This window comes from Citrobacter sp. TBCS-14 (assembly GCF_005280805.1).
Classification (GTDB): domain Bacteria; phylum Pseudomonadota; class Gammaproteobacteria; order Enterobacterales; family Enterobacteriaceae; genus Citrobacter; species Citrobacter gillenii.
The window spans coordinates 1-245 of record NZ_SZWM01001216.1 but is presented as its reverse complement, the minus strand read 5'-3'; the positions used below and the strand labels follow the sequence as shown (position 1 = coordinate 245).

General features: G+C 32.7%; 1 protein-coding gene. It reads right to left on the bottom strand.

From position 1 onward, the window contains the following. Positions 1-245: terminase TerL endonuclease subunit (locus FDX22_RS26330; RefSeq protein WP_222592574.1), on the bottom strand; the 245-nt coding region annotated here is incomplete at both ends.

Sequence of the window (245 nt, the reverse complement as noted above, 5' to 3'; positions counted from 1 at the left end):
TGTCAAGGCAACAGTAGGGTCAATTTTATCTTTTTCAAGTTTTTTTGTATACATATAGTCCCCACTTTGTCCGATTTTGACAGCCGTATTATTTAAAGCCCATTGCATAACTTTTTGATTATGGATAAGCTTATTTTCGACTAATTTAGATTTTAATAGCCTGATATAATCATTCATTGAGAAACCTTGTCGAATTGCTCTTTGGTTATCTCCGTCTTTATCAAAGAAGTAACGTTCAATCAACC